Consider the following 24,596-nt stretch of genomic DNA (forward strand, 5'->3'; position numbering starts at 1 on the left):
CGCTGGCGTCGATAGATTGACGCCCATGATGAACAACGCTTCCACTGACACTCCGCGGACCTACGTCGTCACCGGTTCGGCCTCGGGAATCGGCCAAGCCACGGCCCAGCTGCTGAAAGAGCGGGGACACCGGGTCATCGGAGCCGATCTGCACGATGCCGAGGTGATCGCCGACCTGTCGACCGCCGACGGGCGGGCATCGCTGATCGAAGGGGTGACCGAGGCCAGCGGCGGCAGAGTCGACGCGGTCCTGGCCGTGGCCGGCGTCGACATCGCCGGGCCGGCGACCGCCGCCATCAACTACTACGGCGCCATTTCCACCATGACGGGCCTGCGCCCGCTGCTGCTGAACTCCCCGGCGCCGCGGGTTGTCGCGGTCTCGTCCATCACCTCAGTCCACCCCTACGACGAGGAACTGCTGGACCTCCTGCTCGACGGCGAGGAAGCGGCAGCCCTGCGCCGGGCAGCCGTCGCCGGCCCGGTGTACGCCACGACCAAGCGCGCCCTGTCGCGCTGGATACGACGGCACGCGATCACTCCCGATTGGGCCGGTGCGGGCATTCCACTGAACGCGGTCGCCCCGGGACTGGTGCGCACCGAACTGCTGAAGCGGCTGTTCGACGACCCCGGGACCCGGCAACGGATCGAGGCGGGCAGCCCCATGCCGCTCGGCGGGCCCTATGAGCCCGTGGCCGCCGCGGAACTGCTCGCCTGGCTCGCCGGCGAACAGAACGGACACATGACCGGCCAGACGATCTTCCTCGACGGGGGCGCGGACGTCGCCTTGCGCGGCGACTCCACCTGGTGATCGGCGCCTAAGGCAGGCGCGCTCCACCCGCAGCGGCGGGAGCCGCGGTGACGGTCAGGCGAGGCGATCGCCTGACCGTCACCGCGGGTCAGCACTATCGCCGTGCCGCGGGTCAGTGCCATCAACGTCAGTGCCATCAACGTCAGTACCATCACCTGGCGCCTCGACCAGCACGTCGATCTGACCGACGGCCCATTGCGCCCATTCGCGCTGCATGGTCGTGAACCTCAGGCCCCACTCCAGGGCGAGACGGCCGTAGCCGGAGAGCGATTCCTTGTCCTGAGCCAGCTCCTGCTCGAGTCCGCGCAACTGCTCATGATACTCGGCGGAGTCGACCACCTGCTGCCGCAGGTAATCCCGCGCCTGCTCCGGGGTCAGCAGGCCCAGGAAGAACACCCGCAGAAGCATGTCGTTGCGCCTGCGGGAGGTGGGGGCGACCTCGGTCATCCAGTGCCGGAACTCAGCCTGGCCGGCTTCCGTGACGGCGTAGGCCTTGCGCCCGCGACCGCCCTCGGCGGTGACCGTCACCAGCTCGGCGTCCGCGAGCTTGCCCAGCTCGGTGTAGAGCTGGCTCTGCGTCGCCGGCCAAACGTAGTTCAAGGACCCGTCGAAGATCTGGAGCAGGTCGTAGCCGCTCGCCCCGCCTCGCAGTGCGAGCAGCCCGAGGGCCGCGTGTTTCAGGCTCATGCCAGGCATCCTAACCTCAACGTTCCACAGTTGACAGGTCACAGCTGTCACTCTAACTTGCTCATGTCAACAGTGACATGTCAGTTATGGAATGAGAGGGATGTGGACACACCGCCGCTCTACCTACAGGGACACGTTGCCCCCGTGGCCCGCGAGATCGAAGGCCGCGACCTGGCGGTCAGGGGCGCTCTCCCGCCCGAACTGGACGGCCGCTACTTCCGCAACGGCCCCAACCCCCGCCCCGGCGAGGATCCCGGGCACTGGTTCACCGGGCCCGGGATGCTGCACGGCATCCGCCTGGAAGGCGGCCGCGCTCGCTGGTATCGCAACCGCTGGATCCGCACCGCGGCATTCGACGGAGCGCCGCGCTACAAGCCGGACGGCTCCCCCGACCCGGCCGTATCACCGGCCAACACCAGCGTCATCCGGCACGGCGGGCGCATCCTGGCCCTGGTGGAGACCGGGCTGCCCTACGAGGTCTCCCCCGAGCTGGACACACTGGGCCCTTTCGACTTCGGCGGGCGACTCACCACGGCGATGACCGCCCACCCCAAACAGGACCCCGCCACCGGCGACCTTCACTTCTTCGGCTACGGCGCCGTTCCGCCCTATCTCACCTACCACCGCGCGACCGCCGACGGCCGCCTGGTGGAGAGCCGCGAAGTGCGGGTCCCCGGGCCGACGATGATGCACGACTTCGCCATCACCGAACATCACGTCATCTGGCTCGACCTCCCCGTCGTCTTCGACCCGCACCTGCTCGGCCGCACGATCCCCTACCGCTGGGACGACGCCTACCGAGCCCGTCTCGGAGTCATGGAACAGCGCGGCGACGCGCCGGTGCGCTGGTATGAGGTCGAGCCCGGATACGTCTTCCACATCGGCAACGCCCGCGAGGATCCCGACGGCCGCATCAAGCTCGACGCCGTCCGCTACAACCGCGATGCGTTTGCCCGCACCTGGGGCTCCATCGGCGGTGTCGGCGACAGCAGTGGGCCGCGAATCAGCCCGAACGATCGCCCGACGCTGTACTGCTGGATCCTCGACCCGGCCACCGGCCGAGCCGTGGAGCAGCCGCTGGACGACCGCGCGATCGAATTCCCCACCCTGAACGACGCCCACGTGGGCCGCTCCAGCCGCTATCGCTACGCAGTCCGCGACGACGGGGTCGTCAAGTACGACCTGACCCTCGGCAGCGCCTCCAGGTATGACGCCGGCGAGGGGCAGGCCCCGGGTGAGGCGGTCTTCGTCCCCGCCGCCGACGACCGCGCGGAGGACGCCGGCTGGCTGCTCACCATCGTCTCCGACCGGGCCGGCCGCGGCTCGGAACTCCAGGTGCTGGACGCCGCCGATCTGCGCCTGACCGCGGCCGTCCCGCTCCCCCAACGCGTACCGGCCGGCTTCCACGGCGCTTGGCTGCCCCAGCCGTGATCCACCAGGCCGACGCGGCCGGCAGTGGATTCGGCTTCGCCCCGACAGATCCGGCACATCGAACCTCACCGAGAGGCAATAGATCATGAGCTACCTACGCGGCTTCGCCCCCTGGATCGTGTACGCCGCCGTCTCCAGCGCCAGCTGGCAGTGGGCTGCGATAGCGGGGCTCCTGCTCGGGGTCCGCGTCGTGGCACTGAGCCACCGCGCGGGTATGGCAGCAGACGCTCTCATTCTGGAGATCAGCACCATCGGCTACTTCGTCGTGCTGACGGGCGTCGCCTTCGCCACCCCGCACTCGGGCCTGCACAGCTACGACGGCGCGCTCTCCTTCGGCTGGCTGGCGCTCACCGCCTGGGCCACCATCGGCGTCGGGCGCCCGTTCACCCTTGGCATCGCCCGCCGCAACGCCCCGCCCCAGCTCTGGGACACCCCCCAGTTCCTCCGCGTGAACACCATCATCACCACGGTCTGGGCCGCGGCGTTCACCGTGACCGCCGCGGTGGTCGCGGTCTGCGAGGAAACGCACAGCCCGACCCTGGTGCGGATCGGTTGCCAGGTGGTCGGATTCCTCATCCCGGCAACGTTCACCCGCTGGTACCCCCGCGCGCTCCAAGCCCGCCAGGCCGCCGCCGCCCCAGCCCAGTCCTGAGTCGCGAACCGAGGCAAGGACGCCGGCCGACGACGATCTCCAAACCCGAGCGCGGTATTCCAGGAGGAATCAGATGGATCACTGGCACGGTCCGGTGGTCACCGATCGAGCGAGGACCCTTGCTGATCGGCTTGGCAGCGCACGGAAACGGACCTTCGTCGGCCGCGCGACTGAACGCGCCCTGTTCCGGTCCGCCCTGGAAGGCGGCGAGGACACCTTCTCAGTCCTCTACCTGCACGGGCCCGGCGGCATCGGCAAGACCACGTTGTTGCGGCGCCTGGGCGATGACGCGCGAGCCGCGGGGCGTCGCGTGGTGCAGGTCGATGGCCGGACTGTGGAGGCGACCCCGGCCGGGTTCTCGGCGGAGGCCGCGGACGCCATGTCCGTCGGCGGTGTCGTACTGCTCATCGACACCTTCGAACACTGCCAGGGACTGGAGCCGTGGCTGCGCACCCGGTTCCTCCCACAGCTGCCGTTCGACGCCGTCGTCGTGATCGCCGGCCGGCTGCCGCCGGACGCACGCTGGCGCGTCGACCCCGACTGGAACGACGCGCTCCGGGTCATCAGCATCGGCGGCCTGTCCCCGGACGAGGCCCGCGCTCTGGTGGCGACAAGGAATGTGGCCCCGGCGTTCCACAAGGGAATACTCGCCTCAGCCGGGGGCCATCCTCTCGCTTTGACCTTGGCGGCGGAGGCCGCGGCCGGGGAATACGAAGGATGGGGCACTGGGGCGTCCGACCGCGACATGGTCCGGGTCCTGTTGAGTCAGCTGGTCGGCGAGGTGCCATCGCATGGGCATCGGCGGGTACTTGAGGCCTGCGCGCTGGTGGAGACGACGACGCTGGAGATGCTCCGTGAGATCGCGGGATCGTCGGCGGAGGAGCTGTTCGACTGGCTGTACGGACTGCCGTTCACCGAGTCGGGCCGCAACGGCGTCTTCCCCCACGACGTCGTCCGCGACCCGCTCATCGCCGATCTGCGCTGGCGTGATCCCAGCGGGTTCGGCGCTCTGCTCCAGCGACTTCACACCTACCTGGTCGACCGGGTCCGTTCGGCGCCGGAGAACTCGGTCATGGAAGTCACCCGTTCACTGATCTATCTGTACCGCACCGGCAGCGGCGTCGCGGACTACGTCACCTGGACGGGCGGCGGAGGGGAATACGAGGACGTCTACCGGCCGGAGCACCGCGCGACGGTACTCCGCTTGGCGTGCGAGGCCGAAGGCCCCGAGTCCGCGCGCCTCGCAGAATTCTGGCTGGCGCGCCAGCCTGAGGGATTCCGTCTGTATCGCCGCGTCGAGACCGACGAGGTGATCGCGTTCATGGCCTGGCTGCGGCTCCACAGCCCGGACGGTGAGGAGATCGCGGCCGACCCCGTTGTCGCCGCGGCGTGGCAGCACGTCCAGACACACAGCCCCTCCCGGGCCGGCGAACACATCACCGTGTCCCGGTTCGCCGTCGACCCGGCCTCCGCCGGCCGCACGTCGCCCGCGGTGGATCTGATGGTGACCCGGTCCACCGCCGAGTGGCTGCGGGCCCGCCGCGTGTCGTGGTCGTTCATGACCGCCGTCGACGCCGAGTTCTGGCGGCCGCAGATGACCGCCGTCGAACACGAGCCGATAGCCCTCGACATCCGCGTCGGCCGCCAAAGGACGGCGCTGTTCGGCCACGATTGGCGAGTGCGGCCAGTCGACGATTGGCTCGACAGGCTTTCCGGCGAGCTGGTGTCCGGCGAGCTCGAACCCGCCCCGCCCGGGTCTCGGATTCTGCCGCGAGACACGTTCGACACAGCCGTCCGCTCCGCGCTGCGCGATCTGGCGGACATCACGGCCCTGCGTGGGAACCCCCTGTGCTCGACCCGGCTGGCCGAGGACGGACCGGCGCTGCGCACCCTGGTCACCGATGCCGTCGAGGCTTTGGCCGATCCTTACCCCAAACAGCACCGCGCCGTTCGGACGACTTATCTACAGCGGGTGCCGACCCAGGAGGCCGCGGCCGAACGGCTGCAACTCCCGTTCAGCACCTACCGCCGCCACCTCACCGCGGGGGTGACCGCGGTGTGCGAGCGACTCTGGGAAATCGAGTTGGACACGGAATGAGCGACGGCGCGCCACTGCGAGCATTCTGAGACTGAGCGCCGGATGAGCACCGATCGGACTGGCCGATGAGCACACCGGCGACGACGCTGGGACCGGAGCGACGAGCCTGACGCTCCGGTCGACCGCAGCTGGACTATTCATAGGAGTACGCAATGCCACTGGTTCTCGTTCACGGCGTCCCAGAAGCCGACACTATCTGGGAAGGACTGCGTAGCGAACTCGACCGCGACGACGTGATCACGTTGTCGCCTCCGGGATTCGGAGCTCCGGTCCCGGAGGGCTTTGGAGCGACGAGCGACGGCTATCTCGCCTGGCTGATCGATGCCCTGGAAGCGCTTGACGGACCTGTCGACCTTGTGGGGCACGACTGGGGCGGCGGGCACGTGCTGCGCGTGGCGGCGACCCGGCCCGATCTGATCCGTTCGTGGTGTATCGACATGGCCGGGATCACCGACCCCGCCTACGTGTGGCATGACCTCGCGCAGGCCTGGCAGACCCCGGGGGTCGGCGAGGCGGCGATCGCCGAGATGTTCGGAGCCCCGCTGGAGGCCCGAATCGAGAGCTGGGTGGGATTCGGCGCAGATGCCGAGACCGCCCGGAAACTGGCCCTGGCCGGCACTCCTGCGATGGGCGCGTGCATCCTGACCCTGTACCGCTCCTCTCTCCAGCCCAAGCTCACCGAATGGGGCATCGAGTTGGACACCGCCGAGCGCCGGCCAGGCCTGGTCATCAACGCCACCGAGGACGGGTACGTCGGCGGCCCTGACTCGGCACATCGCGCCGCCCTGCGATTCGGCGCCCAGGAGGCCCGCCTCGAAGGGCTTGGGCATTGGTGGATGCTGCAGAACCCCCGATTGGGTGCCGCAGCCCTGAACAAGTTCTATACGACTGTCGCATAGCTGCGCGGCAACGCCGCCGCAGCCTCTGGACAACAGCGAAGTTCCACCTGGATGATGCGAACTCGCTTCGGAGAGACCAGCGGCCTTCCGGGGACGCCGCCTCGGCGCCCCCGGAGACCCCGCTCCCGCCGGATGAGCACAGAGTGAGCAGGGATCGAGCGAAATCGGCCGCCAACTGGCCTGTTCGTTGATCGCCTCGTCGGCGCACAGTTCCCGCCATGGGAAAAACCAGACAGGCCGTCGTCCTCGGAGCCGGAATCGCCGGCCTCACAGCAGCCCGAGCCCTCTCGGACACCTTCGAGTCAGTAGTGATCATCGAGCGGGATCAGCTCCCTGCCGGGCCCGAGGACCGGCGCGGCATCCCTCAAGGGCGACACGTACACGGGCTGCTGGCGCGCGGCCTCAGGGCCCTGGAGGATCTCTTCCCAGGCTTCGAGGACGATCTCGTCGCGGCGGGAGGCATCCGCGGCGACATCCAGTCGGGAATCCACTGGCACATCGACGGACATCTCCTGCGGCCGGACCCCTCCGGGCTGATCGGGGTCGCCGCCAGCCGGCCGCTGGTCGAATTCGGTGTCCGACAGCGGGTGTCCAAGCTGCCCGGCGTCACGTTCATCGACAACTGCGACATCATGAACTTGGTGACCACGCCCGACAACAGCCGCGTGACCGGAGTGGGGGTCATCTCGCGCGTGGACGGATCGTCGGCGTCGGTGATCGAGGCGGACCTGGTGGTCGATGCCACGGGCCGGGGTTCGCGCGCTCCGGTCTGGCTGAAGGAACTCGGCTACCCAGAACCGCCGGAGCACCGGCTGAACGTCGACATCAGCTACGTGACGTGGCACTTCAAGCGGGAACCACACCACGAAAGCCTTCCGGTCGGGACGTCGATCAGCGCATACCCGGGCTCCAGACGCAGCGGCTTCCTGATGGCCGTGGAGGGCGATCGATTCGTGCTCAGCACCGGCGGCATCTTCGGCGAGCGCCCGCCGGACGACGCCTCCGGCCTCGCCGCCTTCGCCGCATCGCTGCCGAGCAGCGCGTTCGCGGACTTCCTGCCGACCGCGACCCTCATCGACGGGCCGATCAAGAATCGGTACCCCAGCACCGTACGCAAACACTACGAGAAGCTGGGCTCCTTCCCCCAGGGATTCCTCGTCATCGGCGACGCCCTGTGCAGTTTCAACCCGGTGTACGGCCAGGGAATGTCCGTGGCCGCCATGGAAGCGCTTCTGCTTCGCGACGTCGTCTCGGCTGAATCCGGCGACACGGCCAAGGAGTTCTTCCGGAAAGCAGCGCGAATCATCGAGATCCCATGGACCATCGCCGCCGGATCCGACATGCGACACCCGGAATCCGGGGTCGAAGCCCCACTGCAGAACCGGATCATCAACCGGTACCTGGGCCGCCTGTACCGGGTCGCCGCCGACGACGCGGATGTGGCACGAGCGTTTCTCCGTGTCCTGAACCTTCTGGACTCCCCCGACAAGCTGCTAGCCCCCGGAACCGCGTGGCGCGTGGCCCGCGGCCCGAACCGCTAGCACCACCGGGCGAGAGTTGTGGTTGAGCGCTGAGCGCGGGTTCAGTCGATCGTCACTGGCGGCGAGTTCGTGCGGGTAGGGCCCGGTCAGAACGCGAGGCGGTCGGTCGGGGACCTCGGCCGATCGCGGGTGGGGCAGGTAGGAGGTGGAGGCGCGCAGTCCTGCCACTCCGGAGGCGGCCGGATCGCCGCCGGATCCGCACGCTTGTCCTATCTCGACGACGCCGAAGTGAACAACTCCGTATATACGTCGGCCACCTCGGCGCGCTGCTCGGGCCATGGCCCGTGCCCGGACGCTCGCGATCGACTCCCGTGCCGACAGGTACCGGGCCCGGCGCTGCCTGATCCGCCCGGCGCCAAGTCAGGGTACGCATTCATGATTCGGGCCAACGTTTCGGTATCCCGACGTGGTCTTAACACAGACAGCACATGGCCTCGCGCGCGGGGAACACCCGAGCGCCGGGGCCATGGTGACTATCTGGAGGAACTGCTTGTGCTAGTACTTTCCCGCCGTGTCCCGACCCTGGTGGCGGCCATGGCCCTGGGCGTGGTCACTGCCGCCGGTACCGCCGCGGCCGGTGCGGCGCCGTCCGAAACCGGTCCGGCCGCATCGCCGCTGCCGACCACTACCACGCAGATCAGTACCCTGCCGGACGGCGATCGGGTGCTCGTCACCGGCTCCGGTCCGGAGGCGACCACCGCGGTGCTGGGGCCGGACGGCCGCAGCGTCTCGTCGCTGCGCTACGCGCCGGACGGGCACCACACTTATGTCATCCCCGACTCCGTGCTGGCCGCGCCCGACCAGTTCGTAGCGTCGCGGTATCGGATCGCGGCGCTGAGCACGGGGAGTTCGCCGACCGTGGTGCCGCACTATCCGCTGAGCACCTTGCAGATCAACGGCGTGGGCCTGGACGGGACGGCCGCCGACGGCATGACGTTCCTGACCGACGTCGATGACGTCAACCGGTGGGGCCTGCCCGTCCCGCTCGTCAACGGGGTGGCTCGGGTCGCTGTGCCGGCCGGCCACTACACCGCGAACACTTTGTTCCAGAGCTACGACCCCACGACTCAGACTGCGAAGACGTGGGTGGTGACCCAACTCGACGTCACGGTCACCGGCGACGGCACGACCACGCTGACCGCCGACGAGCGCAGCGCGACCGCCCAAGTACAGGCGACGACACCGCGACCGGCGACCAACGACAGCAGCTTCCTGTACTACGACAGCGTCGACGCCAACGGTAGTGACAGCTACCTCATGTCGTCCGCCGTCGGCACCGGGACCACCTACGTCAGCCCCACGGCGAAGCCACGGTTCGGCGGCTTCAAGTACCAGCTGGTCGGCTGGGGCGCCGCGGGTCCGGCCGGAACCGCCGACCCCTACCGCTACGACGTGATGTTCCCGGCCGCCGACCACATCGATGCGAACCAGACCTACAAGGTCGACCCCTCGACTCTGACCACTGTCCACAACACCCTGGTCAGCGACCCGAACAACCCCGATCACCGGGGGATTTTCATGGCCGGGCCGTCCTCTCCGGACTTCCTCTCCAATGTCGTCGGCGGACCCGTGACGTCTCCGGGCAGCCTGACCGAGTACGTCGGCGCGGTCGGCGACGGGAACTGGATCCGCGAGGTCGTCACCGATTCCCCGCCCTACACCGGCGGTTTTCCCTCCGAGCTCATCTTGCAGGCAACCGACCCGGCGTATGCCGGGCACACCGAGACCTGGCGCACCTGGGGCCGCGGTCCGCTGACGCCGCAGGCCGGCCAGTACCAGGGCCCCATCCACTGCCGCGCGTGCGCCGACGGCGGCACGGTCGATCTCTCCCTGACCCCGTACCAGGACAGCTCGCCGGACACCCTCGGCGATCCGCTCGGCCCGATCACCGGCCACTTCACTGCCTACCGCGACGGCAACCAGGTGTTCTCACAGGACAACACCTTCGGGACCGAGCTGACCGGCCAGGCCCAGCAGCCCGGCACCTACCGGTTCGTCTACGACCAGGACCTGAGCCAGTTCCCGATCACCCAGTCCACGGTGAGCCACACCGACATCACGGTGCCCTACACCCCGGCCCCGGACCCGAAGTGGACACTGCCGGCCGTTGACCCCTGCTACGCGCAGGGCACCGGTACCACGCCGTGCTCGATCCTGCCGGTGATCAACCTGGACTACCACTTGGCCACCGACGACACCAACACCGGCCACGGCCCGCTGGCGGCGCTGGACCTGCAGGTCGGCCACCAGAGCTACAACGGTGCCGGTGCGACGGCCGCCGCGACCGGCGCCACCGTGTCAGTGTCCTACGACAAGGGTGTGACGTGGACGGCCGCTTCGGTGGTTCCAGCCGGGGCGAACCACTTTGTGGCGTTGTGGAAGAACGGTGCCAAGGGCAGCACGCCGTGGTTGAAGGTGACCGCGACCGACACGCTGGGCGGTTCGATCACGCAGACCGTCGCCAACGCCTACACCATCGGCTGAAGGGGATCAGGATCATGAATCGAAGAGGGAGCCATCGGCTGCTGGCTGTGGCGGGGGCTGCTGTTCTGGCTGTCGGCACGATCGCGGCGGCGGTAGCGCCGGCGAACGCCACCACCAAGAGCACTGGCGCAGGCAATGTCAAGAACGTGTGCGGTGTGGCGAAGCCTGGTTTCGACCGGTGCTTCGCGCAGATCCGCACTGACGTGCATGAGCCCGCACACGTCGGCCACACCGGTACCGCGAACACGGCCGCTGCCACTGTGCCGGCCGGATTCGGTCCGGCGGACCTGCACTCGGCCTACAACCTGCCGAGCATCGGCGGCGCGAACCAGACTGTTGCGATCGTGGACGCCGGTGACGACCCGACGGCTGAGGCGGACCTGGCGGTCTACCGTTCCACCTACGGCCTTCCGGCGTGCACCACCGCCAACGGCTGCTTCTCCAAGGTGAACGAGACCGGCAAGGCCTCCCCGCTGCCGCCGGATCAGGGTTGGGGCGTGGAGATCGCCCTGGACCTGGATATGGTTTCGGCGGCCTGCCCGCAGTGCAAGATCCTGCTGGTGACAGCCGCATCGGCCAGTGACACCGACCTGGGCTCGTCAGTGGACACGGCGGTCAAGCTCGGCGCGACGGAAGTGTCCAACAGCTACGGCGCCACCGAATCCAGCATCACCCCCAGCGACGCCGCCCACTACAACCACCCGGGTGTCGCGATCACCGTTTCCTCCGGCGATCAGGGCTACGGCATTCCCAACGCACCGGCCGTGTTCTCCTCCGTCATCGCCGTCGGCGGCACCTCACTGACCAAGGCCGGCAACACCCGCGGCTGGTCCGAGACCGCTTGGGGCGGCAACGGAGGCGGCGCCGGCAGCGGCTGCTCGGCCTGGGTCGACAAGCCCGCCTGGCAGACCGACCCCAACTGCCCCGGCCGCATGGTCGCCGACGTCTCCGCCGACGCCGACCCCAACACCGGCCCGGCCATCTACGTCACCGACACCCCCGACCTGGAAGGCCTGCCCTCCGGCTGGAACATCGTCGGCGGCACCAGCGCCTCCTCACCCTTCATCGCCGGCGTCATCGCTCTAGCCGGCAACCCCGCCAAATACAACAACGCCTCGCCGTTCTACGCACCGACAGCCCAGAGCGGGCTGAACGACGTGGTCGGCGGAAACAACGTCACCTTCCAAGACTGCGGCGGCGACTACCAGTGCAACGCCGTCGCCGGCTACGACGGACCCACCGGCATGGGCACGCCCAACGGACTCTCAGCCTTCTGATCTGTCATCCGTAGCTCGAACGGGGCCGGCACCTTCTGTGTCGGCCCCTTTTTCAGACAGGCGTGACTACCGCCCCGAAAACGGTTTGGAGTCAGCGTTCGAGGTATAGGCAGGAGTCGCTGAAGCTTTCGAACGAGACCTTCGGCGCACGTGATGGCCCTGGCCGAAGGAGTAATCGTTGACGACCATGCGTAAGACCCTCACCGCCTGCGCAGCCATCGCAGCGTTCTGCGCTGCCTGCAACAGCCACTCATCGACCGCCACCCACAACACACCAGGCACCGGACCGGCTACAAGCACAACAGCAGCCGGCACACACTCACCGCTCGTCCGGTCCCGTCTCGCACCGGGCCAGGTCGGTACCGTCCCGGCCGGGCTCCACTGCCACATGACCGGCAGCGGCCCCACTACGTACCGGCCCGACCAGGCCTGCACCCCAGGCGCGGTGGACGATGCGATAACGCAGTCGAACATCGACTCCACCATATGCAGCTCCGGGTACACCACGAAGGTCCGGCCGCCGGCATCCGCGACCGACAAAATCAAGCGTGCCATGTATGCCGCATACGGGATCGCTAACAGCACCCCCAGCGAACTGGACCATCTAGTCAGCCTTGAGCTCGGCGGCAGCAACGACACGGCGAACCTGTGGCCCGAGCCGGGCCCGCTCCCCAACCCGAAGGACACCGTTGAGAACGCCTTGCACAAAGCCGTGTGTTCACACAAGGTAACGCTCACGGCAGCACAGCAGGCGATCGCGGCAGACTGGACCACCGCGCTGGCGGTTACCGGAGCCGGACGCTAGAGCCCCATGTGCGGGTCACAGGCGCAATCGCGCTTCCGAGCCCCACAGGGTTCACGGTCAACTGGGCCGACTTGTCGCGGTCGGGACTTCCCGTTTCAGCATTGGGGGTAGGCCGATTCGGCGATCCCGTGGAGCCTGTGCAGTGCCGTGGCGCCGCACGAGGCACTGAGCCAGGACCGGTCCTCGCGCACCACGGCTAGTACTGTATCAGGCAACGTTTGCCCGGGAGTTTTCGCGACGTGGTTCGTGACGTGTCGGTCGGCGGGCGGGATCCGTTGGCGGGTGGAGTCTGCTGGGGCTGGCGTTTGTGGGCCGGGTTGCGGTTGGGGTGTGGGTTGAAAGGCTATTTTTACGGCCTTCGGTCATAGTTGTACCGGTTCGGGGTTCGGGTCGGCGGGTGTGTTTGTCGGCTGCCGGTTCCCGCGTTCACAACCCCGCCCCACCTCAGGCCTCTTCAACTCCAGCAAGTCAGAGCAAGGGCACAGGCAAGATCAAGAGCTGAAGGTCAAGGTCAAGGTCAAGAGCTGTGGTGAAGGGCCGGGCCTCCGGCGGGCCTCGGCAACCTCAGGGAAACTAGCGCGGTTCCCTCGGGTGGCCGGGTCGGTCTCAGCGGCGGCGGTTTGTGGGGTGGTGCGGTCCGTTCCCCTCGGTCGCGTCGTCAGCCCGGGGGGTACAGCACCGGTGTCCGGGGGTAAAGTCCGCGCGCGGCGGACATGCAGGTAGGCGGCGGTTTCGTATGGCGCGAACTTGACCCCCGGCCACCGGCACTGTAGGCGAAGCCCTGCCGACGCGACCGAGGGGAACGAACCGAAAACCAGCCGGAGAAATACAAAACGCAGGGAACGAGGACACCGGTTGGTTGATACGGCTGCCGGTGAGGGCGTGGCGGCGGGCCGGTGGGGAGTTGGTCGAGAACATGCCCGAGTGCGGTCCGGTACCCGGTATCCGATATGCCTTATGCGGTAATGGACTGGTTGTGCTCGCAGCAGCCAGGCGCCGACTGCCAACATCCCCCCGGGCAGACCATGCCATCCGCCAGCATCGGCCATGGCGGCCAGGCCAATCAGCTATCCGGCGGCAGCCATCTTGGCGGCCACGCGAGCCCGCGCCCACACCTGCACCCGCCAGCCCGGAATACGCGCCCTCGGCACTGCCGCGCCGCCAGTACCCCGACCGGCAGCCGAACTCGCCGAGCCGCCGGTACCCGCACCACCCGTTTTGTATTTCTCCGGCTGGTTTTCGGTTCGTTCCCCTCGGTCGCGTCGGCAGGGCTTCGCCTACAGTGCCGGTGGCCGGGGGTCAAGTTCGCGCCGTGCGAAACCGCCGCCCACCTGCACCACCGCAGCGCGCGGACTTTACCCCCGGACACCGGTGCTGTACCCCCCGGGCTGACGACGCGACCGAGGGGAACGGACCGCACCACCTCAGGGACCGCAGCCGCTGAGACTAACCCGGCCACCCGAGGGAACCGCGCTAGTTTCCCTGAGGTTGCCGAGGCCCGCCGGAGGCCCGGCTCTTCACCATGGCTCTTGACCTTGACCTTGACCTTGACTGTGGCTGTTGATCTTGCTCTTGATCTGGCCCTTTGCCCTTGCTCTGACTTGCCGGTGTTGAAGAGGCCTGAGGTGGGGCGGGGTTGTGAACGCGTAAACCGGCAGCCGACAAACACACCCACCACCCCGAACCCCGAACCGGCACAACTATGACCGAAGGCCGTAAAAATCGCCTTTCAACCCACAGCCCAACCGCAACCCGGCCCACAAACTCCAGCCCCCAGCAAACTCCAGCCCCCACCAAACTCCACCCGCCAACGAATCCCGCCCGCCGACCGGCACGCCGCGAACCACGCCGCGAACCACATCGCGAACCACATCGCGAAAACTCCCGGGCAAACGTTGCCTGATACAGCACCAGCTCACGGCCCGGCCAACTCAGCCCGGCGAGCCGAGAACGCACAGGAACCCGGTTGCGTGCTGCGGGTCGAGCGCGTTCTCGATGAGGTGCCACACGTTCGTGTCGTAGGCCTCGCCGATGTGCCCGACCGGGTCGAACGGGCAGGTGTCCTGCACGTACTCGTTCGTGACGCCGGGTTCGCCGACGAAGGAGGTGCCGGTCGGTGTGACGAGTTCGTCGGTGCGCGAGGTGATGACCGTGTAGTGGACGCCGGGCTGCGCGATCGGACCGCTGTCGAGCGTGGTGACGGCCGTTCCGCCGGTGACGAGGTCGGAGCACGCTCCGCAGCCGAACGCGTCGAGTACGGCTTGTGTCTGCGGCTGGATGCCGAGCGCCTGGGCGATGGAATACAGCCCTGCGAAGGTGGTGCCGTGGGTCGGCGGTGCCAGTGCCACGACCTTGTCGATGCCGCCGGCGAGGTTCTGGGTCTTGGTCACGTACAGCGCCTGGAACGCGCCCTCGGAGTGGCCGACCAGGTCGACTTTCGTCGCGCCGGTCTCGGTGAGCACCTGGTGGATGAAGGCGGCGATCTCCGGTGCGGAGTCGTTGATCGGCCGCAGCCCGCCGACCAGCGGGAACCCGGGGTAGGCGCCGTAGGTCGCGCTGAAGGTGCAATAGCCCTTGGCTGCCAGATCGGCCTGGAGGAAGTTCAAGTCCTCGTAGTAGGTCGCGCCGAGCCCGTGCAGGAGCACGACCGGATACGGATGGGCCGCGGTGGGCTTGCAGGACGGATCGTTGTCACCGCCGCCGGTCGCGGCCCCCGCCTGGGCCGCGCCGGCCGTGAACGAGGTCGCCAGCGCGAGGGCGCCGGCCGCCAACGGGACCGCGATCTTCCAGGCGCGACGAGACGAGGGCGAGCGAGTGCCTTTCGATCTCATGACGATCCCTTCTGCTGGGGTGGGGATGGCCTGCCGTGGTGGCGATGGTGCGCGGAAAACTCGATACCGTGCGGTATCGGATACTCGGAAGTATCGACCTGTTAGATTGAAAGTCAATACTCGATGACGCCCTTCTGGAGGCCGACGTGGCGTATCCGCCCAGCGGGTCGGGGGACGGGGCGAACCGCGACCCGGAGCACGCGGACCGGCTTGCGGACGCCGTGCCCACACGGAAACGTCCCCACCGGTCACAGACTCGCCGACAGGTGCTCGACGCGGCCTTCACCGTGTTCAGCGAACACGGCATAGCGGCCAGCAGCCTGAACGAGGTCGCCGTGGCCGCCGGCCTCACGAAAGGGGCCGTCTACTCGAACTTCGCCTCCAAAGACGACCTGGTACTGGCCTTGATGGAGGAACACGCCGCGGCCCGAACCGACGCCGCCCTGGCCGGATTCGCGAGCGCCGACGACTCCCGGCACGGCCTGGTGGATCTGGCAGCCGCACTGGTCCACGCGATGCGCGCCGACGCGGCCTGGCACCGGCTCCTCGCCGAGTACTTCGCGATGTCCTCCCACGACCCCCGACGCCGGGAAGGCCTGCGCCGCCGCCGCCGCGAAGTCCGCGACGCCGTGGCCCGAGCCGTGGCCCGGGTCGCCGACGGCCTCGACACCGAACTGCCGTTCACCCCCGCCGAGATGGCGACGGTGATGCTCGCTTTGAGCAACGGACTCGCGGTCGAAGCCGATATCGATCCCGATGCCGTCCCCGAAGACCTCCTGGGCAGGGTGCTGCTGCTGATCGCGGGCGATGCCGACACCGGGGCACGGACACGATCTCCATCGGCGGAGGACCACCGGCGCGGGACGCCTCAGCCGGATAGCTGACGCGTCCCGCACCCCACCGCCCGTCTACTCCCAATCGCCGCGGGTAGCGGGCATATCCGCACCGCCGGAGCTGTCGGGCACGACACCGAGGACCTGGTGGACCGCGATGCCGCCGTCCTCGAACCCGAGCGCGCTGGCGGCCATGTACAGCCGCCAGATCCGGGCGCGCGCCGGGCCCACCAGCGCCACGGCCCGGTCCCAGTTCGCTTCGAGGTTGGCGACCCAGCACCTCAGGGTCCTGGCGTAGTGCTCGCGCAGCGACTCGACGTCGCGGACCTCGAATCCGGCGCGCTCCATGGCCAGCACGACCTCGCCGACGTCGAGTAGCTCACCGTCGGGGAACACGTAGCGGGCGATGAAGGACTTGCGGCCCATCACGGAGCCGCCGACCGAGGAGATGGCGTGGTTGAGGAGTCGGCCGTGCGGTCCCAGCAGCGAGCGGACCACGGAGAAGTACTCGGCGGTCCGCGCCTTTCCGACGTGTTCGAACATGCCGATCGAACTGACCGCGTCGAAGGTCTCCCCGGCCAGGTCCCGGTAGTCCTGCAGGCGGATCTCGACGCGGTCGGACAGTCCGGCCTCGGCCACGCGCTCCCGGGCCGCGGCGGCCTGCTCCGCGCTGATGGTCACGCCCACGACCTCGGCTCCGTGCCGGGTGGCCGCGTGCAGCGCCATCGATCCCCAGCCGCAGCCGATGTCGAGCAGGCGCATCCCCGGGCGTTCGCCGAGTCCCAGCTTGCGGCTGATCAGCTCGTGTTTCGCGGACTGGGCGGCTTCCAGTGAAGTGTCATCGCCGGTGAAGCGGGCGCAGGAGTAGGTCAGGCTCGGCCCCAGGAACAGCCGGTAGAACTCGTTGCCCACGTCGTAGTGGTGGCTGATCGCGTCGGCGTCCCGGCGCTTGGAGTGGCGGCGGCCGTGCGGGCGGGCCTCCTCCGGCGGCGGGGACGGCGGCAGCCCGAGCGCCCCGAGCCGACGGGCGACCCCGAGGGCCGACACGGCCGCACCGATGCCGAGGTGGGCGTCGTCGGACGCCGCGCCCTGCAGGGTGCGCAGCACGCTGAAGACGTCGCCTTCCACGTCCAGATCGCCGGCGACGTATGCCCGGCCCAGACCCAGCTCCCCCGGCGACCACATCAGCCGGCGCAGCGCGTTCGGGGACTTCACCTTGACGCTGTCCGAGCCGTCCCGCGGACCGGCCGAACTGCCGTCCCAGAACTCGAACCGCACCGGCGGCGAATCGCCCAGGACCGCGCGCAGCAGCGGATCGAACAGCTCTGCGGCCGTCTTACGCGTCGTCTGCTCCGAAGTGCGCTCCCGCTCGTCAGTAGACATCCGTGCTCCTCCTAAGCCGAGTGTGCCGCGACAGGCTGACCTGCCTCGTCCGTGCTCCCCGTGAGGTGTTTCGCCGCGATCGCCCGGTTGTCGCGGCTATCGCAGTTGTCGTGGTTATCGCGGTCGTCCTTGTCGGACATCGCGCCGAGGACGTCCAGCTCGCCCTCGCTCCAGCTGGTCAGTAGGTCAGCCGGAAATCGGTATGGCGCCAATTTATTGCCGGTATCATACCGGCAACAGCACGAGGCGCCCAAGGGACCCCAGGCGTCGCCCCGAGCGGTCCGCCGCCCGGCGGAGCGATGCCGGTTCAAACACGCAGACGAGCCCAGCCCACGGTCGTGGGCTGGGCTCGCGGGTCGGCGGCTACGCCAGCGGGTGCAAGGGGATGTCGATGTAGGACTCGGCGCCCTTCGGGGACGTGATCTCGACGACCGTGGGCTTGGCCTCGGTGCCGCCGTTGGCGTCGGCGAAGAACGGGTCGTGGGTGTCGATGACCAGCTGGAGTTGGCGGCCCTTGGCCAGGACGTAGTGCGCGGGCTGCAGGGGGAAGGTCGCGGTGTGGGCTTCGCCGGCCTTGCCGCCGGCGAGTGTGTAGGGCGCGTTGGTGATGATGTACGCGTTGCCGTTGGCCGGGTTGCAGTCCAGGAGGTAGGCCACGATGGTGGCCTCGGTGCGGCCGGCGGCGGGCTTGACCGTCACCCGCAGTTCCAGGTCGCCCTGGACCCGCATCGGCTGCTCAAGGGGCGCGGAGGTCCAGACCACCGCGCGGGCCCGGTCCTCGTTCGGGGTCTTGTAGACCTTCGGCAGCCCCATACGCTCGGCCATGCCGGTCTGCACCAGCTTCGGTGCGACGACGACTTCGGTTTCGGCACCGGTCGCCCGCAGCGCGCGGGTCCACCCCGGCTGCGCTTTGCCCTGCGCCATCGTCGCGTCGGTCTCCCCCGGCTGGACGGGGCCCAAGTGGAACCGCTGCTTGGGCAGGGCGTAGTCCTCCCAGCTGTCGTGACGTACCTCGGACAGCAGGTTGTGCATGTACTCCGAGCGCACGCCGAGCTGCGGTGCCTCGCCCCCGCCGCCGGCGTTGCCGCCCAGGTAGTGGTCCAGCCAGCGGTAGGCCGTCTCGGTCGGCTTGGCGATCAGGCCGAGCAGGCCGGGCCCTTCGCCGTTGCCGTGGTCGCCGATCTGGATCAGCAGCGATTTCGGGGTCTGCAGCCGGGTGAAGAAGTCGACGACCGCCGGCACCGAGAAGATGGTCTCGTGCCAGTAGGTGCCCATCAGGACCGGCGTCTGGTACTCGTAGTACGCCGACAGGTACTCCTTCGGCGAGCGGATCCGGGCGAACTCGCGGACGTCGTCGTCGATGACATTGTTGCGGATCTTCTCGATGACCTCCCGGAACTCCTTGGAACAGCGGTCCTCGCCGAACAGGGTGACCAGCGCTTCGAAGGCCGCCAGGTGCCGGGTGTCGTTCTCGTACAGCGAGGCGAACAGGTCTCCCCAGGCGCTGGCGCCGGCCACCACCTTGACCCGCGCGTCGTGCGCGGCCAGCAGCAGGCTGGTCCCGGCTCCGTAGGAGGCGCCGAAACAGCCGATCCGATCCTGGTCGACGGCCTCGTGCCGGCTCACCCAGTCAAGGATCTCGCCGCCGTCGGACCAGTCCGTGGGCCCGGCCACCTGTATCTCGCCGTCGGAGTCGGCCAGGCCGCGCTGGCTGTAGGCGAGCACGGCGTACCCGCCGAGCGCCAGGCGCGGGAACATGCCGAGGTAGGCCTTGCGGCCGATCCCGACCAACGGCGCGGGCATCACGACCGTGGGGCAGCTCTGCCCCGGCGCCAGGTTCCGCGGGACGCTCAACGCCGCGTCGATCCGCGTCCCGTCCGCCATCGTGATCGGGGTCTCCTGGTACGCGGCGACCTCGGCGTACGTCTCGTAGGTGTCGGCGAGCCCCCACTGGTCCAGGCGGCCGATACGCCGCGGCGAGGGGTCGAGCAGCGCCTCGCGGATCGCGTCGAGTTGGTGGAGGCTGTCGTCGTCGAGGGCGAACGGGCTGGCTGCGTAGGTGTCGCCGGGCATGGATGTACCCACTTTCCGTGAGGGGAGGATCCCGATCGGGAACGTCTCCACACTCCCACCGGAAAGCGGACAAAGACAGTCTTCTGATTCACTCTCCGCTGTGCTATGACTACTTTTCGTGACAGTCGATCGGGCCTCGGCCCCGCCGCGATGGCGGGACCGAGGCCGGTACCTCATCGATATCCGGACTCGATCCGGCTTGTCAGTGCCGGTGTGGCTCAGCCGCGGAGCGGCTTCAGCGCCCCGGCCCAGGCCTCGAGCTGGTCGAACAGGACCGTGGCGGGGTCGTCGTGCTGCGGGCCGGGGTTGAAGGTGGAGAAGTTCTCGAAGTCGGTGAACAGCGAGAAGGACAGCTGCTGACGGACCGTGGCGATCTGCAGTTCGCTGGCGATCGCCCGCAGGTGCTCGATGGCCCGGGCGCCGCCGAGGGAGCCGTAGGAGACGAAGCCGGCCGCCTTGTTGTTCCACTCGGCGTGCAGGTAGTCGATCGCGTTCTTCAACACGCCGGAGGTGGAGTGGTTGTATTCGGGGCTGACGAATATGAACCCGTCGAACCCGGCGATGGTCGCGGCCCAGGCCTTGGTGTGCTCGCCCGCGTACTGGCCCATGGCCGGCGGCAGGGCCTCGTCCAGGTGCGGCAGCGGGTAGTCGGCCAGGTCCACCAGCTCGTACTTGGCGCCGGTGCGCGCCGCGGCCTTCGCCAGAACCCAGTCGGCCACCGCCTTGCCGTTGCGGCCGGGCCGGGTGCTGCCGAGGATGATCGCGATCTTCAAGTCGCTCATGGGTGCTTCCGATCTGTGAAAGTGCTTGGCGCGGGCGGTGTTCGCCGCGCACGATGCTAAACGGACTTTACCCCGATTAATCTTCCCGCCGGTAGGATGGCCCCATGGAAAGACCCGCTCTGCCTCTGGGTTCACCTCCGACCGAGCGCGCCGACGCCGTGCGCAACCGCAAGCACCTGCTGGCCACGGCCCGGGAGATGCTGGCCGAGCAGTGCGGCGCGGACGGCCTGACCATGGACGGCCTCGCCGAGCGCGCCGGGCTCGGCAAGGGGACGGTCTTCCGCCGGTTCGGCACCCGCGCGGGGATCTTCCAGGCGCTCCTCGAAGACGACGAGCACGCCTTCCAGGAGCAGGTGCTGGCCGGACCCGCGCCGCTGGGCCCCGGCGCCGCCCCACTGGACCGCCTGATCGCGTACGGCCGGGCCAGAGTCGCGTTCATGATCAGACACCGCGACATCGCCCGCGCCTCGCTCGACGGTCGGCAGCCGATTCCGGCCGGGACCGAGTCGCCGCTGTCCCGCACGCACATCCGCATGCTGTTGGGGCAGATGCGGCTCGACGGCGCCGACCTCGAGATGCTCGCCATCCAGCTCACCGCGGCTTTGGACGGGCCCCCGCTGCTCTACTTGTCGGCCTCCGACTTCACCGAGCCCACCGGGATCGAGGAACGGATCGGCCAGGCGTGGCAGGACCTCCTGCGCCGCCTGTGCGGCACGTGACCCTGCAAAACCGCCGACCGTCCCCGACCGTCCCCGACTATCCCCGACTGCCCCCTTCCCCCAGACGGGGGACCGATCCGCGCGTCCGCTGGCCTCGGGAATACGAAACGGGGTAAGGTCCGTTTAAGCCCGCAGTGCCGACCTGCCGCCCCCGCGGCAGCCCAGAGGATCTACGGATTGGATGGCCAGACCATGCCTCTCACCGGGGAGTACGAACCCAGCACCTTCGACTTCAGCCGCGACCAGGTAGACCTCTACGAACGCTCCGGAGGCACCGAGGGCACCGAGAACCAGGGCAAGCCGGTGATCGTGCTGACCTCGGTGGGCGCCAAGTCCGGCAAGCTGCGCAAGACACCGCTGATGCGCATCGAGCACGACGGCCAATACGCCGTCGTCGCCTCACTCGGCGGCGCGCCCAAGCACCCCGTCTGGTACTACAACCTGGTCGCGAACCCGCACGTGGAACTCCAGGACGGCCCGGTCAAGAAGGACTACCAGGCCAAGGAGGTCCACGACGAGGAGTACGCGGCCTGGTTCGACCGCGCCGTCGCGGCCTGGCCCGACTACGCCGAATACCGGAAGAAGACCACCAGGACGATGCCGATCTTCGTCCTGACGGCTATCGAGGCCTAAGACAGCGAGCGGCGAACCCCGCTCTGGGGAACGCGACGCCGCCGAACGACTCCGCACACGCGTCGACCACCAGGCGTCGGCGCGTGTGCCGTCACCGGCGCCAAGCGCCCCATCCGGCGGCGAGGCCGGGCGAGCGTGCCGTGCGGCTGGCCGCAGGCGTCTTGGCGGAATCCGACGACTGCTACTCCATCTCCTGCTCCCACCAGCCGCGCGTGTCGACGTCTGCGGCATCGGCCAGCGCCTCCAGTTCCGCGACCTCCGCGTCGGCGAGCTCGATGCCGCGAGCGCGGACCAACCCGTCGATGTGACCCGCCTTCGTGACCCCGATGATCGGGGTGGTCCCCTTGGCGATGGCCCAGGCGGTGGCGACATCGGCGGCGGACGCGCCTCGATCCGCGCCGATCGCCCCCATCCGGTCCGTCAGCGCCCCCAGTCGGTGCAGGATGCCGTTGTACACGGCCGCCCGGCTGCTGCCCTCCGGCAACGGATTGGCCGGGTCGTACCTGCCGGTCAGCGCTCCTTGTTCAAGGACCATGTAGGAAAAGAACCGCACGTCGTGCTCGCGACAGTAGTCGAGGATGCCCGCGCGCTCAGAGCCCCGGTACAGGAGGCTGAAATGGTTCTGGACCGCCTCCACGCGCAAGCCGGCCTCGCCGAGGATCCGATCGGCAAGAGCGATCTGTTCCATGGTGTGGTTCGAGACGCCGACATGCTTGATTTTGCCGCTCTCCAGCAGCGGGATCAGAGGCGGCGTCCACCGTGCCACGTCGGCGGGATTGTGGATCCAGAACAGATCCACATAGTCCGCGCCCAATCGCTCCAGACTCTGCTCCAGCATGTCCGCGACCGGATCGGCGCCGTCGCCCGCGAGCTGCGGGGTGAACTTCGTCGACAGCTGGTACTCGCTGCGGTCATAGCCCGCCAGCGCCTGCGCGAGGACCGTCTCCGAGCGGCCCATGCCGTACGCCACGGCGGTGTCCCACAAGGTGAACCCGTTCGACTGCGCCTTCTCCACGACCTCTCTCAGACCGGACTGGCTCAACCGGCTCCCGAAGTAGCCGTCGCCCGGCTGACCGCTGTCTCCCCAGGCCCACGTGCCCAGCGCCACCGCCGGCACAGTCAGCGCGTTGCTCGTCATGTCTCAACTCCGTTGCTCAGGATTCCGGGTCGGAACGTTCGGTCCCAGGAGACCGCGATCGCCGCCGCCGGAGAAGGTCGCGTCTATAGGGGCATAACCTCAACCCCCCTCGCGCCATGACCAGCGGCTACCCTGAACGACATGGAGCAACAGCCCGGAAACCGCGGCGAAATCCGGGACTTCCTCGCCAGCCGACGCGCCAGAATCACCCCGGCGCAGGCCGGACTGCCGACCAGCACCCGCCGCCGGGTCGCCGGGCTGCGGCGCGAGGAGGTCGCCGTCCTCGCCGGCGTGAGCACGGAGTGGTACACGCGGCTGGAGAAGGGCCACATCGGCGGCGTGTCCGAAGTCGTCCTCGACGCGGTCGCCCGCGCCCTGCGACTGGACGACGACGAACGCACCTACCTGTTCGACCTGGCCCGGTCATCGCGGCACGGCAGCCGCACGCCGACGCGCCGCAAGGACGTCGAGGTCCCGCCCCGGGTCCAGTGGATGCTCGACTCCATGACGATGTCCTCGGCGTTCGTCCGCAACGGCCGCACGGACATCGTGGCCGGCAACCCGCTGGCCCGGGCCCTGTTCTCGCCGATGTTCGACAGCGTCACCGTCGACAAGCGCGGCCGCCCGAACCTCGCCCGCTATATCTTCCTCGATCCCGGCGCCCATGACTTCTTCATCGACTGGGACGCCGCCGGCGCCGCCACCGCCGCACTGCTGCGTGCCGAGGCCGGGCGTGAGCCCCACGACCGGGCACTGCGCGAACTCGTCGGCGAGCTGTCCACCCTCAGCCCCGAGTTTCGCAGCCGCTGGGCCGCGCACGACGTCCTGATGCGCCACGACGGCGTCAAACGGCTCCAGCACCCCGAGGTCGGCCGCCTGGAACTGGCCTTCCAGTCCCTCGACCTGCACCTGTCGGACCGAGCCGGGCACGACCTGATCATCTACACCGCCGAACCCGGCACCGCGTCCGAGGACCGGCTCAAACTCCTCGCCATCTGGGCCGCCACGCAATCTCGGGCCGAGCAGCCCGGGCTTTAGAGCACGGCATCGGCCCGTTCCCGCCGCACTGCCTTGACTGTGGAAGCTACTCCCCCGATCCGGGTGGTCCAAGGACGTAGCCGGGCCGGGTACTACCTCACGGAGTGCGGCGGAACCTCGCGTAACCGACCGTCGTGGCGGCCAGCGCCACCGGCCAGGCCAGCGCGGCCAAGTAACTCCCGAGGCACAGCCAGGCCCAACCGGTCATCTCAGCCCCCGCGAACGGATTGACCTTCGCCCAATTGGCCACCGAAGCGATGCACAAGAAAGTCAGGGCGCAGACCCCGGCCGCACTCGACCCCACCACCACCCGCCTCGACAGCCGCCGCCCGGGAGCCAGCGGGCTCCACCGCGGGATCCGGTCCGCACCCGGCCGGATCAGGACGAACGTCAACAACGCGGCACCTGCCTGAACCACGGACAACGACACCACATAGCCGGTCCCGCTGCCAGGAAGTCCCTGCACCTGCCGCCAGTGCTCAGG

Annotated in this window: 19 protein-coding genes and 1 pseudogene; 13 read left to right on the forward strand and 7 right to left on the reverse strand. The window is 68.8% G+C overall.

Translation table 11 applies throughout. The annotated features are described in order from the left end of the window. The first annotated feature begins 25 nt into the window (after positions 1 to 25). On the forward strand, positions 26 to 808 hold the full coding sequence (locus tag KGQ19_RS15740; protein ID WP_212009899.1) for an SDR family oxidoreductase: 783 nt from the start codon (positions 26 to 28) through the stop codon (positions 806 to 808). A 78-nt stretch (positions 809 to 886) separates the two neighbouring features. Here the strand turns inward: KGQ19_RS15740 and KGQ19_RS15745 are convergent, their stop codons facing one another. Next, complete coding sequence (locus tag KGQ19_RS15745) at positions 887 to 1,495, reverse strand: PadR family transcriptional regulator (RefSeq protein ID WP_212009901.1); 609 nt, start codon at positions 1,493 to 1,495, stop codon at positions 887 to 889. Between the two features lie 63 nt (positions 1,496 to 1,558). On the opposite strand from KGQ19_RS15745, the gene KGQ19_RS15750 reads away from it, so the two are divergent. The 8 genes from KGQ19_RS15750 (at position 1,559) to KGQ19_RS15785 (ending at position 12,682) form a co-directional block, all read left to right on the forward strand. Beyond that, on the forward strand, positions 1,559 to 2,926 hold the full coding sequence (locus KGQ19_RS15750) for a carotenoid oxygenase family protein (protein WP_230418718.1): 1,368 nt from the start codon (positions 1,559 to 1,561) through the stop codon (positions 2,924 to 2,926). Positions 2,927 to 3,011: 85 nt separating this feature from the next. Next, positions 3,012 to 3,578, forward strand: a complete 567-nt coding sequence (locus KGQ19_RS15755; RefSeq protein ID WP_212009904.1) for a hypothetical protein — start codon at positions 3,012 to 3,014, stop codon at positions 3,576 to 3,578. 73 nt (positions 3,579 to 3,651) lie between these two features. Next, on the forward strand, positions 3,652 to 5,676 hold the full coding sequence (locus tag KGQ19_RS15760; RefSeq protein ID WP_212009905.1) for an ATP-binding protein: 2,025 nt from the start codon (positions 3,652 to 3,654) through the stop codon (positions 5,674 to 5,676). Positions 5,677 to 5,828: 152 nt separating this feature from the next. Continuing rightward, positions 5,829 to 6,575, forward strand: coding sequence for an alpha/beta fold hydrolase (locus KGQ19_RS15765; RefSeq protein ID WP_212009906.1), 747 nt, complete (start codon positions 5,829 to 5,831; stop codon positions 6,573 to 6,575). Positions 6,576 to 6,793: 218 nt separating this feature from the next. Then, positions 6,794 to 8,116: an NAD(P)/FAD-dependent oxidoreductase gene (locus tag KGQ19_RS15770; protein ID WP_212009907.1), complete on the forward strand. Its 1,323-nt coding sequence runs from the start codon at positions 6,794 to 6,796 to the stop codon at positions 8,114 to 8,116. 492 nt (positions 8,117 to 8,608) lie between these two features. Next, positions 8,609 to 10,600 (forward strand): hypothetical protein, encoded by a 1,992-nt coding sequence (locus KGQ19_RS15775; protein WP_212009909.1) that lies wholly within the window; start codon positions 8,609 to 8,611, stop codon positions 10,598 to 10,600. Positions 10,601 to 10,614: 14 nt separating this feature from the next. Continuing rightward, positions 10,615 to 11,877, forward strand: coding sequence for a S53 family peptidase (locus KGQ19_RS15780; RefSeq protein ID WP_212009911.1), 1,263 nt, complete (start codon positions 10,615 to 10,617; stop codon positions 11,875 to 11,877). Positions 11,878 to 12,322: 445 nt separating this feature from the next. Further along, on the forward strand, positions 12,323 to 12,682 hold the full coding sequence (locus tag KGQ19_RS15785; protein ID WP_212009912.1) for a hypothetical protein: 360 nt from the start codon (positions 12,323 to 12,325) through the stop codon (positions 12,680 to 12,682). Between the two features lie 1,931 nt (positions 12,683 to 14,613). On the opposite strand, the gene KGQ19_RS15790 is transcribed toward KGQ19_RS15785, so the two are convergent. Continuing rightward, on the reverse strand, positions 14,614 to 15,513 hold the full coding sequence (locus KGQ19_RS15790; protein ID WP_212009913.1) for an esterase/lipase family protein: 900 nt from the start codon (positions 15,511 to 15,513) through the stop codon (positions 14,614 to 14,616). Between the two features lie 266 nt (positions 15,514 to 15,779). Here KGQ19_RS15790 and KGQ19_RS15795 point away from each other — a divergent pair, with 266 nt between their 5' ends. Continuing rightward, the gene (locus KGQ19_RS15795; protein WP_212009914.1) at positions 15,780 to 16,397 is read left to right on the forward strand and encodes a TetR family transcriptional regulator; all 618 of its coding nucleotides are present in this window, start codon (positions 15,780 to 15,782) and stop codon (positions 16,395 to 16,397) included. Between the two features lie 24 nt (positions 16,398 to 16,421). Here the strand turns inward: KGQ19_RS15795 and KGQ19_RS15800 are convergent, their stop codons facing one another. From KGQ19_RS15800 to KGQ19_RS15810, 3 genes are all read right to left on the reverse strand, one after another. After that, entirely contained in the window at positions 16,422 to 17,729 is a 1,308-nt protein-coding gene (locus tag KGQ19_RS15800) for an SAM-dependent methyltransferase (protein WP_212009915.1), read from the reverse strand. 363 nt (positions 17,730 to 18,092) lie between these two features. Continuing rightward, positions 18,093 to 19,802 carry an alpha/beta fold hydrolase gene (locus KGQ19_RS15805; RefSeq protein WP_212009916.1) on the reverse strand — a complete coding sequence of 570 codons (1,710 nt, stop codon included), beginning with the start codon at positions 19,800 to 19,802 and terminating at the stop codon, positions 18,093 to 18,095. A 218-nt stretch (positions 19,803 to 20,020) separates the two neighbouring features. Beyond that, on the reverse strand, positions 20,021 to 20,584 hold the full coding sequence (locus KGQ19_RS15810; protein ID WP_212009917.1) for an NADPH-dependent FMN reductase: 564 nt from the start codon (positions 20,582 to 20,584) through the stop codon (positions 20,021 to 20,023). Positions 20,585 to 20,688: 104 nt separating this feature from the next. Between KGQ19_RS15810 and KGQ19_RS15815 the strand changes: the two genes are divergently transcribed. Then, positions 20,689 to 21,303 (forward strand): TetR/AcrR family transcriptional regulator, encoded by a 615-nt coding sequence (locus tag KGQ19_RS15815; protein WP_212009918.1) that lies wholly within the window; start codon positions 20,689 to 20,691, stop codon positions 21,301 to 21,303. 192 nt (positions 21,304 to 21,495) lie between these two features. Further along, a complete protein-coding gene (locus KGQ19_RS15820; protein WP_212009919.1) occupies positions 21,496 to 21,936 on the forward strand; it encodes a nitroreductase family deazaflavin-dependent oxidoreductase in 441 nt (146 codons plus the stop codon). A gap of 181 nt (positions 21,937 to 22,117) precedes the next feature. Here the strand turns inward: KGQ19_RS15820 and KGQ19_RS15825 are convergent, their stop codons facing one another. After that, positions 22,118 to 23,074: an aldo/keto reductase gene (locus tag KGQ19_RS15825; protein ID WP_212009920.1), complete on the reverse strand. Its 957-nt coding sequence runs from the start codon at positions 23,072 to 23,074 to the stop codon at positions 22,118 to 22,120. Between the two features lie 141 nt (positions 23,075 to 23,215). Between KGQ19_RS15825 and KGQ19_RS15830 the strand changes: the two genes are divergently transcribed. Beyond that, the gene (locus KGQ19_RS15830; protein ID WP_230418719.1) at positions 23,216 to 24,112 is read left to right on the forward strand and encodes a helix-turn-helix transcriptional regulator; all 897 of its coding nucleotides are present in this window, start codon (positions 23,216 to 23,218) and stop codon (positions 24,110 to 24,112) included. A gap of 97 nt (positions 24,113 to 24,209) precedes the next feature. On the opposite strand, the pseudogene KGQ19_RS15835 reads toward KGQ19_RS15830, so the two are convergent. Continuing rightward, positions 24,210 to 24,596, reverse strand: a pseudogene (locus tag KGQ19_RS15835) (hypothetical protein); the annotation flags it as partial.

Source organism: Catenulispora pinistramenti (genome assembly GCF_018274385.1).
Lineage (GTDB): Bacteria > Actinomycetota > Actinomycetes > Streptomycetales > Catenulisporaceae > Catenulispora > Catenulispora pinistramenti.